The following is a 10,227-nucleotide window of genomic DNA, read 5'->3' on the forward strand; positions in this document are numbered from 1 at the left end:
CCCGGGTCAGGGTGCGCTGGGTAGTTGGACGTCCACCCGCAGCCCGCCGTACTCGGCCGGGCGGGCGGCGATCAAGCCGTCGTGGGCCTGCGTGATCGAGCGAGCGATGGCCAGGCCGAGGCCGGCACCACCGCTGTGATTCGTCCGGTCCCGGGCCAGGCGCCGGAACGGTTCGAAGAGCCCGGCGACCGCCTCGGCCGGCACCACCTGGCCCGTGTTGACCACGGTCAGGGCCGGGCTGCGACCGACCGCGACGGTGAGGGTGCCATCCGGCCGGTTGTACTTGATCGCGTTCTCCACAAGATTCGTGACCAGACGTTCCAGCAGCACCCGCTCGCCCATCACCATTCGCGGCTCCAGGTGACTGTGCACCGTCAACCCGGCCTCGGCGATCCGGTCCTGGTGCGCGGCCAGCACCCCGGTGACGATCTCGTCGAGCCGCTGCGGGGTACGGGAGCGCAGTCCCTGATCGCTCTCACTGAGCGCGAGCAGCCCCTCGATCAGCCGCTCGTTCCGTTCGTTGGTCTCCAGCAACTGCCCGGTCAGCAGTTCCAGTTGCTCGCCCGTCAGCGAGCGGGCCATCCCGACCTCGATCAACGTCCGCTGCACCGCCAGCGGCGTACGCAGCTCGTGGGAGGCGTTCGCGGCGAACCGCCGCTGCCCCTCGTAGCCGGCGGCGATGCGCTCCATCATCTCGTCGATGGACCGGGCCAGCCGGGCAAGTTCGTCGTGGCCGCGCGGGCGGAGCCGGTGACCGAGGTTCTGCGGCCCGACCTGCGCGATCGGCCCGGCCAGATCCCGCACCGGGCGCAGGCACCACAACGCGGCGGCCCAGATCCCGGCGACCGAGAGCACGAGGAGGCCCAGCCCGGTGAGCGGGACGGCCAGGCCGACGAGTTCGCGCGCCGGCTGGCACACCAGACTCACGCCGGGCAGCCCGGTGTGGCAGAGCCCGCCGGCGCTCACCCACAACTCGCCGAGCACCGACTTGGTAAGGCCGGGCAGGCTGTACCCGACGAGCAGGGCGAGCACGCCGACCAGCACGACCCGCCAGCGCGGGCTCACTCGGCACCACCGATCCGGTACCCGGCCCGGGGCACCGTATGGATGACCTGGGGCTCACCGAGCTTCTTCCGCAGCGTCATCACGGTGACCCGGACGACGTTGGTGAACGGGTCGGCGAACTCGTCCCACGCCTGTTCCAGCAGTTCCTCAGCGCTGACCACCCGGCCTTCGGCGCGGAGCAGCACGTGCAGCACCGCGAACTCCTTCGGGCTCAGGCTGACCGGCCCACCGCTGCGGGTGACGGTGTGCCGGGCCACGTCCAGGACGACGCCATGCGCCTCCAGCACCGGCGGAACGGCCGGGGCGGAGCGCCGGCCCAACGCCTGTACCCGGGCAACCAGTTCGGCGAAGGCGAACGGCTTGGTCAGGTAGTCGTCGGCGCCCAGCCCCAGGCCCTCCACCCGGTCCCGGATGCCGGCGGCAGCGGTGAGCAGCAGCACCCTCGTACCGGAGCCGGACGCCGCCAGGCTGCGGCACACCTCGTCGCCGGTATGTCCCGGCATGTCCCGGTCCAACACCGCCACGTCGTACCTGTTCACCCCGACCCGTTCCAACGCTCCGTCACCGTCGTAGCAGACGTCCACCGCCATCGAGAGACGACGCAGCCCCTCCGCGACGGTGTCCGCCAACAACCGCTCGTCGTCCGCCACCAGCACCCGCACGCTTCCGCTCCCCGTGGTCCTCGCTGTCGGGCATACGTTCTCAGGCAGGAGTTAAGGGTTCTGTAAGTGCCCGCCGCAGCAATACTCCACGTAACCGCGCCAACCCCCGACCCGCTCGCCGATCATGCAGTTGTGGCACCGGACAGGACGGACGAAACCTCACATTCCTGATGCCACAAGTGCATGATCGGCGGCGTCAGGGGGTGGCGCGGGATGACGGTGGTGGTGGTTAGGGGATGAGGAGGGAGCGGATGGTGGCAGTGATGTGGGTGGGGCGGCGGTAGAGATCGTGGGCAGTGAAGTGGCGCATGCGCCAGCCCTCGGCGGCCAGCCAATTCATCCGCGCTCGATCCTGCCGAAGACGGTCAGGGTCGAGGTGAGAGAGCCCGTCGTACTCGATACCGACCCGGTAATCACGGTAGGCCAGGTCGAGCCGATAGATCCCCAGGCCGTCCCGGTCGTAGACCCAGCACTGAGGCTCTGGCACCGGTAGCCCGGCATCCACGAGAAGTAATCTCAGTTGGCTCTCCTGCCGGCATTCGGCCCGAGGGTCGGCCAGATCGACCAGACGTCGCGCTTGGCGAATGCCCCGCAACGCGCGATGGGCCATCAGCTCGTTGCGCAGCCCATCGAGGCTGCAGGCGCCTACCCGTAGACACAGATCCAGCACTGGCAGGGCGTCCATCCGCCGCAACGTCCTTGCAAGGTCGATCGCGCACCGGGCGGCAGGCGCACACGGTACGCCGCGAATCCAGATCGGATCTCGTACCGGCACGACGGACTCGTGCGTCACAACTCCCCTGAGTCGGGGCACCACCAGGCCGGCGGGCACGATCACATGGAGATCCTCGGAACGGGCGTCACCGAAGCCGTGCAAAAGGGCGCCGCTGTGGTAGCCGAGGGCGCACCCGTCGGGTAGCCGGTCGAACACCGCGATGAGCTGGTCGTCGAGGCCAGACTTGGTCATCGCCCCATAGACCCCTCGGCTCAACCGAGCGAGCGCCCCTGCCTCAACCCGATACCTGACCTGCCCGCGACTCCAGCCGGATGCCAACAACTCGGAGTACCGAAACACATCTGCCACACCGCCGCACTGTTCTCCGACGGTGAACCGATTTCCGCCCCCTGTGGACAACCACAGTCTCTGTGGACAACCCCACCCCATCCCCAATTTCTGCTAGACCCAGCGGCCCACACCGTCGATCATGCAGTTGTGGCAGGTCACGGAAGGCACATACGAGACATACCAATGACCACAACTGCATGATCGGCGCGAGGGGTCAGTCGCAGCCCCAGCCGTCGTTGTCACGGTCGAGGTCGTAGATGTCCGTGCCGACGACTCTCACCGGGCCGGTCACGTACGCGGGCCCGTTTCCGCTGCCGCCGGCGCAGTCGACATCGCTGGCGATTGGCACACATGGGGTGTAGTTCGGATCGCATCGGGAAGTCGGTTTAGTGCCCTTGGCGACAACCTCGGTGACCGGCTTCTTCGTCACGACAGAGCTGACCAGTTCCTTACTGGTCTGCACCCCATCCACCACGGTCACCCGATAAGTCAGGGTGCGTACACCATCCACGCCCCGGGTGCGGACCACCCGCTTTCCCTCGGCCAGTGACGAATCCTGCACCGTACGGGTGCCGTGCCGGACGACTTTCTTCTCTACGAGGCGGCGCGTCTGCACCACGGGGGCAGCGACGGAAGTCGGGCTCGCAGGAATACTGCTCGGTCCGGCGGGTCCGGTCACGGTTAAGTCACCACTGTTGGCGGGTGTTGGTGCCGGGTCACCGGAGATGGCGGGCACCGGCTCCGCACCACCCGTAGTGGGTGCGCCCGGCTCGGGTACGACGATGGCCGGGGCGGGTTCTTCGTTGGCGGCGGCACCTGTTCGCACGGGTTCTGGCTCACCAATCAAGGCACCCACGACCGTGCTGCCCGCGCAGCAGAGCAAGACGAACGACATGAACACTCCACCCAGGATCATCGTGGCTCGATGGGCGGGGCTGAGACGGCTGAACCAGTTCGACGGTGGAACGGGCTGAGGCGGACCAGGAAAGGTCATCGGAGTAGTCACATCCAATGAGTCTCGTCGGCGGTACTCGCGGCGCTATCCCCTGCTCCGTCGGTCGCCCACACCGAAATACGTTGGTCAGCTCACCATGAGGGTCATGGCTCGGTTCCGATCGTCACTCTGATGACACAACTGGCTCCTGACCGCTATCGGCCCGGTAGCGCCACCTGTGCAAAGGTATGAGCCGGAGACGAATCGGCTGGCAACGGGTCAGTCAGCCTCCGCTCAGGCTCCAGCGTTTGCCCTCAGCCCGGTCAGCAGAACCGGGATAGGCTTTGGCGGCATCCGATTGCCCTGATGGTCGGTGTCGTAGCCGCCGACCAGATTCCGCCCGTCGTCGGTGATCCGGGTTTCATGGGGCTGGTGGCCGCTGTCCGCCGGCCCTTGCCGGTCGAGCCAACGAAGTGGCCAGCACCAGCAGCAGCGCGACTCCGAACATGGCCGTGCCGATGACGTTGACCTGCGGTGGGATGCCCCGCTGGGCGGCACCCCAGACGTACATCGGGAACGTGACGGTGGTGCCCGAGTTGAAGTTCGTGACGATGAAGTCGTCGAAGCTGAGCGAGAACGCCAGCAGGGCGGCGGCCCCGATGCCGGGCAGCACCAGCGGCAGGGTGATCCGCCGGAACGTCTGCCACTCACCGGCGTACAGATCCATCGCGGCCTCCTCCAGCCGCCGGTCCATCCCGGTCAGGCGCGCCTTGACGGTCACCACCACGAACGACACGCAGAACATGACGTGGGCGACGACGATGGTCCAGAAGCCGAGCGGCACCCCGCCGGAGACGAAGAGGGCGAGCAGCGAGGTGCCCATCACCAGTTCCGGCGTCGCCATCGGCAGGAAGATCAGCACGTTGAGCCCGGACCGACCCCGGAACCGGTGCCGGGCCAGGGCGAAGGCCATCAGCGTCCCGAGTACGGTGGCCGCCACGGTGGCGAGGAACCCGATCTGCACGCTGCGCAGCACCGCGTCGCACATCTCCGAACTGGCGCACGGGTTGCGCCAGTTGTCGAGGGTGAACTCGTTGAAGTCGTACGACAGCCGGTTGGACGGGCGGTTGAACGACAGCGCGGCGACCACGGCGATCGGCAGGAACAGGTACCCGAGGACCAGCAGTGCCACGCCCATCACCCAGTGCTCGGCGAGCCAACGGGAGATGCGGGTCACGGGGCCCGCCTTCCGTTCGCGAGTGCGGGGCTCCGCTGCGCTGCACTCCTCACGCTCACAGGACTTCCTCCGCGCCGGCGCGGCGCAGGTAGCCGAAGACCACCGCGAGGATCGCCGACATCAGCAGGAACGACAGCGCCGCACCCTGCGGGTAGTCGAGGCGGACCAGGAAAGCCGAATCGATGACGTTGCCGATCATGTACTCGTTCGGGGTGCCGAGCAGTTCCGCGTTGATGTAGTCGCCGGTCGCCGGGATGAAGAAGAGCAGGGTGCCGGCGATCAGTCCGGGCATCGACAGCGGCAGGGTGACCCGGCGGAACGTCGTCAGCGGGCTCGCGTACAGGTCGCTGGACGCCTCCAGCAGCCGGCGGTCGAGCCGTTCCAGGCTCGCGTACAGCGGCAGCACCAGGAACGGCAGGAAGTTGTACGTCAGGCCGAGCACCACCGCGACCGGGGTGGCCAGCAGCCGACCGTCCGGACCCAGCAGGTGCACCTCACGCAGCAGCCCGACCAGCGCGCCGTTGTCCGACAGGATCGTCTTCCACGCCAACGTACGCACCAGGAAGCTGGTGAACATCGGCGCGATCACGCAGACCAGCAGCAGGTTTTGCCACCGACCGGCCTTCTGCGCAATCGCGTACGCCAGCGGGTAGCCCATCAGCAATGCCAGCACCAACGCGATGCCGGCGTACAGGAACGACCGCCCGAACTGCGGCCAGTAGGTCTCCAGTGCGGTCGGATAGTTGCCGAAAGCCCAGGTCAGCGCGTACCCGGTGGAGAGCGAGCCGGTGGGGTCGTAGAGGCTGGCGGCGGCAAGCTGCACCAACGGCACGACGAAGAAGAGGAACAGCCAGGCGGCACCCGGCAGCAACAGCAGGTACGGCAGGAGCCGGTACCGCCCCGATCGGGCAGCCGGGGCTCGCAGACCCGGCTCACTCTTCGCGCTCACGACGTGGCCCCGCTTCGCGGGCTCACGGGGACGCACCGACCGGCTCGTTCCGGACCGGGATGGCCCGGTCCGCCTCGTCGGCGAGGCGGCTGACCAGGAAGGCGTGCTGCGGATGCCAGTACGCCACGGCCCGCTCGCCGACCGCGAAGCGCTGCTGCGCGCCACTGTTGGCGACGAAGACGCTCAGCTCGGTGCCCCAGCCGGTACGCAGCAGGTACTGCGTGCTCACGCCGAGGTAGGAGGCATCGATGATCGTTCCTTCGAGGTGCTGGTTGCCGGCGGGCACCCGCACGGCCGCCCCGGCCAGGCGCAGCTTCTCCGGACGTACGCCCAGAAAGACCGGACCCTGGTCGGCGCGGGACCGCGCCGACGGCACGGCGAACCGCGTGCCGTGCGCGGTGACCAGCAGGTCGTCCCCGCTGCCGCCGGCTACGTCACCGGCGATCAGGTTGGACTGGCCGAGGAAGTTGGCCACGAAGGCGGTCGCCGGGAACTCGTAGATCTCGGCCGGCGCGCCGAGTTGCTCGATCCGGCCGGCGTTCATCACCGCGACCGTGTCCGCCATGGTCATGGCTTCCTCCTGGTCGTGAGTGACGTGCACGAAGGTGATGCCCACCTCGGTCTGGATCCGCTTGAGTTCGATCTGCATCTGGCGACGCAGGTTGACGTCGAGCGCACCGAGCGGCTCGTCGAGCAGCAGCACCTGCGGGTGGTTGATCAGTGCCCGGGCCAACGCGACGCGCTGCTGCTGCCCGCCGGAGAGTTGGGCGGGGCGGTGCCGCTCGTACCCGTCGAGCTGCACCAGGGTCAGCATCTGCCGCACCGGGCCGCCGACCGAGCGGATGCCGCGCCGCCGCAGCCCGAAGGCGACGTTCTCGAAGACGTCCAGGTGCGGGAAGAGCGCGTAGCTCTGGAACACCGTGTTGACAGGTCGTTTGTACGGCCGCAGCCGGGAGACGTCGCGGTCACCGAGCAGGACCTGCCCGCCGGTCGGCTCCTCCAGACCGGCGACCATCCGCAGCGTGGTGGTCTTGCCGCAGCCGGACGCGCCCAGCAGGGCGAAGAACGAGCCCTGCGGAACGGTCAGGCTGAGGTCGTCGACCGCGGTGAAGGTGCCGAAGGTCTTGGTGAGGTTGGCCAGCGTCAGGTCGCCAGCCGGAGTCTTCCGCGTCATCTCACGCCCCGATAACCTGCTGGAACTTGCTCTCGTACTCGCGTTCCTGCTGCTCGTCCAGCGCCATGAAGACCCGGGACCTGGCGAGCATGGTCTCGTCCGGGAAGATCAGCGGGTTCGCGGCCAGCTCCGGATCGATCTTCTCCATCTCCGCCTGCGCCCCCTGCACCGGGCAGATGTAGTTGACGTACGCGGCGAGCTGGGCGGCGACCGCCGGATCGTAGTAGTAGTTGATCAGCTCTTCGGCGTTGGCCTTGTGGCTGGCCTGGTTCGGCACCAGCATGTTGTCCGACCAGAGCAGCACGCCGGAGTCGGGCACCACGAACTTGATCCGTTCGTCTTCGAAGCCGAGTTGGATGATGTCGCCGGACCAGCCGACGCACGCCGCGATGTCGCCCTTGGCCAGATCCGGGGCGTAGTCGTTGCCGGTGAACCGGCGGATCTGCCCGGCGTCGACGGCCCGCTTGAGCTTGTTGAGCGCGTCGTCGAACTGGGCGGCGGTGAAGTCCGCCGGATCGTGGCCGTTGGACATCAGCAGCAGACCCATGGTGTCCCGCATCTCGCTGAGCGCGGTCACCTTGCCCTTGAGGTCGGGCCGGGTGAGCAGTTCGTCGACGGTACGGATCTCCCCCGTGACCCGGCCGTTGTAGGCCAGTCCGGCGAGGCCGGACTGCCACGGGACGGCGAACTGGTTCTCGGCGTCGAAGGGGCGGTTCCGCAGCGACGGCAGCAGGTTGGCCTCGACGTTCGGCAGCTTCGACCGGTCGAGCTTCTGGATCCAGCCGAGCCGGATCATCCGGGCGGCCATCCAGTCGGTGAGCACCATGATGTCCCGCCCGGTGCGCTGGCAGGCGGCGAGCTGGTTCTGCACCTTGCCGAAGAACTCGTTGTTGTCGTTGATGTCCTCGGTGTAGGTCACCTGGATGCCGGTCCTGCTGACGAACCCGTCCAGGCTGGGACGCTTCGACTCGTCGTCCTCGTCGACGTCCATGTACTGCGGCCAGTTGGAGAAGGCGAGCGTCTTCTCCGTGCCGGACAGATCCTCGCTGACGCATCCCTCCTCGGTCTGCTGCGCTGCGGGCGTGCCGCAGCCGGTCAGAGTGCCGCAGGCCGCGAGCATCGCGGCGGAGCCGAGGGTGCCGGTGAGCAGGCCACGCCGGGTGAAGGGCCGGTGGGCACTACGCATGTGACCGTTCCTATCGATGATCGTCGGCGAGGCCTGGGGGGCGTGCCGGCCGGCTGCGCCGGCTAGCGGCGATGGACGAATGATCCTGACATGAGGCGAGAGTGCCAGCCACGCCCCGGGGCACCGCCTGCCTCACCCCTGGCTCGCCACCGGCTACCTGCTCCCCCAGGCCGCATGATCCGATCAGACCGCATGCTCCACCCAGACCGTTAGCTCCACTCGTCATGCCGCTCGATCCACTCAGACCGCCTCGACCCACCCGGCCGCACGACCCACCAGGGCCGCCTGCTCCACCCAGGCCGCATCAGGCCGCATGACCCACCAGGGCCGCTTGCTCCGCCCAGGCCGCATGAGGCACCCAGGGCTGCTTGATCCACTCGACATGCCGCATCCCGCGCCATCCAGCTCGCGTAAGACCGCAAGATGCCGCATCTCGGGACGACCGACCCGGGCGACGGACCCGGGGCGACCGAGCCGGGCAGGGGCACGGGGCGAGGGCACGGGGCAACGGAGCCGGGCGGGGGCGGGGAGCGACGGAGCCGGGCGAGGGCATCGGATGCGGCGGCCCGGGGGGCGGTTGGCCGAGCAGAGTGGCGGTTCAGGCCGTACTGCGGACGGTGGTGGTGACGAAGGCGCGCCAAGCGGTCGGGGTGAAGGCCAGGGTGCCGCCGTTCCGGTCCTTGCTGTCGCGCACCAGGACCCGGCCGGGCAGGTTGTCGGCCACCTCGACACAATTGCCGCCGTTGTTGCTGCTGCGGGTGGCGGTGCGCCAGCGGGCGCCGGTCAGCTCCATGTCGTCGCCACTTCCCTGATCAGGTCGATGGACCGTCGGCGGGGCAGCGCCTCACCGGTGACGCTTTCCCACCTCGCGCCCAGGCTAGCAAGGTCGGCACTGTCGGTCACCACCTGACCGCGCAGCTGATTGTCCAGATAGGCCGCCTCCGCGCCGTCGGGCATCCGGGCCAGCACGAACGGCCCGGCCAGGCCGGTGTGCCACGGGTGCTCCGCCGGAATCACCCGGACCTGCACGTGCTCCCGCTCGCCCAGCGCGGCCAGGTGGGTCAGCTGTCCCGCCATCACGCACGGATCGTGGCTGACCGGCCGCCGGAGCACCACCTCGTCGATCACCGCGACGAACTGAAGCGGAGTTTCCCGCTCCAGCACCCGCTGCCGCGCCAGCCGCGCCGCCACGATCTCGTCGACCCGCGTCGGCGACAGCAGGCCGCCGGTGGCCAGCACCGCCCGGGCGTACGCCTCGGTCTGGAGCAGCCCCGGCACGAGCAGTGGCTCGTACGACCGGATGGACCGAGCGTCCTGCTCCAGTTCCGCCCACGCCCGGAACCAGGGCAGGTCCCGGCGGCGGAACGGCTCCGGCCAGAGTTCGGCGGCCTTGCGCCCGAGGAGGTTGGCGACGGCGATCCGGGTCCGTGGATGCGGGATCCGCCCGTCCGCCAGCCAGCGAGCCGCCGTCTTCGGGTCGACGCCCACCTTCCCGGCCAGGGACTCGGCCGTCTCGCCCTTGTCCGCCATCGCCACCCGCAGCGCCTCGTTGCCCACTGTCCCGTTGCCCATCGCAGCCTCCCGACTCGCGTCACCCTCCGGCGCACGCTAGTCACCAGGGGTGGCCATGTCCGCCGGCTGCCGGCGTGTTGCGACCAGGACTGTTTCGCGCATCCGAGATGCGCTCCAGATGCCCCCGAGACGCCCCGGAAACGGCATCGATCACGGTCGACCCAAAGGGCGGCGGCCGCTTCCCCGAACCACCAACCCCCCGCCTTCCCACCCCGCCACAAGCGTTGATCATGAGGTTAGCGGCAGTTCTAGAGAGGTGGTTTCTAGGGTTCAGTGCAACTGATCTTGGTTGTGCTGGAGGTGTTGGTGGCCAGGCCGGGTGTGGTGACGTTCGGGCATCGGCAGGTGTTGGAGCATTTGTGGGGGTCGGGGCGAACGATCT

At 68.7% G+C, this 10,227-nt stretch carries 10 protein-coding genes; all 10 read right to left on the bottom strand.

Annotated features, from left to right (window positions below; translation table 11 throughout):
* Positions 1 to 6: 6 nt before the first annotated feature.
* The 10 genes from KBX50_RS30730 to KBX50_RS30775 all read right to left on the bottom strand — a co-directional run bounded on the left by KBX50_RS30730 (position 7) and on the right by KBX50_RS30775 (position 9,845).
* The gene (locus KBX50_RS30730; protein ID WP_210941357.1) at positions 7 to 1,065 is read right to left on the bottom strand and encodes a HAMP domain-containing sensor histidine kinase; all 1,059 of its coding nucleotides are present in this window, start codon (positions 1,063 to 1,065) and stop codon (positions 7 to 9) included.
* Positions 1,062 to 1,727 carry a response regulator transcription factor gene (locus tag KBX50_RS30735; RefSeq protein ID WP_210941358.1) on the bottom strand — a complete coding sequence of 222 codons (666 nt, stop codon included), beginning with the start codon at positions 1,725 to 1,727 and terminating at the stop codon, positions 1,062 to 1,064. Before KBX50_RS30735 ends, KBX50_RS30730 begins: the two co-directional genes overlap by 4 nt.
* 229 nt (positions 1,728 to 1,956) lie before the next feature.
* Entirely contained in the window at positions 1,957 to 2,892 is a 936-nt protein-coding gene (locus tag KBX50_RS30740) for a type IV toxin-antitoxin system AbiEi family antitoxin domain-containing protein (RefSeq protein ID WP_374224760.1), read from the bottom strand.
* A gap of 115 nt (positions 2,893 to 3,007) precedes the next feature.
* On the bottom strand, positions 3,008 to 3,688 hold the full coding sequence (locus KBX50_RS30745) for a G5 domain-containing protein (RefSeq protein WP_247674752.1): 681 nt from the start codon (positions 3,686 to 3,688) through the stop codon (positions 3,008 to 3,010).
* 460 nt (positions 3,689 to 4,148) lie between these two features.
* Positions 4,149 to 4,964 (bottom strand): ABC transporter permease, encoded by an 816-nt coding sequence (locus KBX50_RS30750; RefSeq protein WP_307871125.1) that lies wholly within the window; start codon positions 4,962 to 4,964, stop codon positions 4,149 to 4,151.
* Positions 4,965 to 5,019: 55 nt separating this feature from the next.
* On the bottom strand, positions 5,020 to 5,913 hold the full coding sequence (locus KBX50_RS30755; protein WP_307871126.1) for an ABC transporter permease: 894 nt from the start codon (positions 5,911 to 5,913) through the stop codon (positions 5,020 to 5,022).
* A 22-nt stretch (positions 5,914 to 5,935) separates the two neighbouring features.
* Positions 5,936 to 7,087 (bottom strand): ABC transporter ATP-binding protein, encoded by a 1,152-nt coding sequence (locus KBX50_RS30760; RefSeq protein ID WP_210941360.1) that lies wholly within the window; start codon positions 7,085 to 7,087, stop codon positions 5,936 to 5,938.
* A 1-nt stretch (position 7,088) separates the two neighbouring features.
* Entirely contained in the window at positions 7,089 to 8,273 is a 1,185-nt protein-coding gene (locus KBX50_RS30765) for a spermidine/putrescine ABC transporter substrate-binding protein (RefSeq protein WP_210941361.1), read from the bottom strand.
* A gap of 598 nt (positions 8,274 to 8,871) precedes the next feature.
* Positions 8,872 to 9,066, bottom strand: coding sequence for a DUF397 domain-containing protein (locus KBX50_RS30770; protein WP_210941362.1), 195 nt, complete (start codon positions 9,064 to 9,066; stop codon positions 8,872 to 8,874).
* The gene (locus tag KBX50_RS30775) at positions 9,057 to 9,845 is read right to left on the bottom strand and encodes a helix-turn-helix transcriptional regulator (RefSeq protein ID WP_210941363.1); all 789 of its coding nucleotides are present in this window, start codon (positions 9,843 to 9,845) and stop codon (positions 9,057 to 9,059) included. Before KBX50_RS30775 ends, KBX50_RS30770 begins: the two co-directional genes overlap by 10 nt.
* Positions 9,846 to 10,227: the final 382 nt, after the last annotated feature.

It is taken from the genome of Micromonospora sp. C51 (assembly GCF_018070435.1).
Lineage (GTDB): Bacteria > Actinomycetota > Actinomycetes > Mycobacteriales > Micromonosporaceae > Micromonospora > Micromonospora sediminimaris.

Excerpts from the sequence above, each read along its gene's own strand:
- KBX50_RS30765 (WP_210941361.1), bottom strand. The coding sequence starts at position 8,273 with ATGCGTAGTGCCCACCGGCCCTTCACCCGGCGTGGCCTGCTCACCGGC.
- KBX50_RS30775 (WP_210941363.1), bottom strand. The coding sequence starts at position 9,845 with ATGGGCAACGGGACAGTGGGCAACGAGGCGCTGCGGGTGGCGATGGCG.
- KBX50_RS30745 (WP_247674752.1), bottom strand. The coding sequence starts at position 3,688 with ATGTCGTTCGTCTTGCTCTGCTGCGCGGGCAGCACGGTCGTGGGTGCC.
- KBX50_RS30740 (WP_374224760.1), bottom strand. The coding sequence starts at position 2,892 with ATGGGGTGGGGTTGTCCACAGAGACTGTGGTTGTCCACAGGGGGCGGA.
- KBX50_RS30760 (WP_210941360.1), bottom strand. The coding sequence starts at position 7,087 with ATGACGCGGAAGACTCCGGCTGGCGACCTGACGCTGGCCAACCTCACC.
- KBX50_RS30770 (WP_210941362.1), bottom strand. The coding sequence starts at position 9,066 with ATGGAGCTGACCGGCGCCCGCTGGCGCACCGCCACCCGCAGCAGCAAC.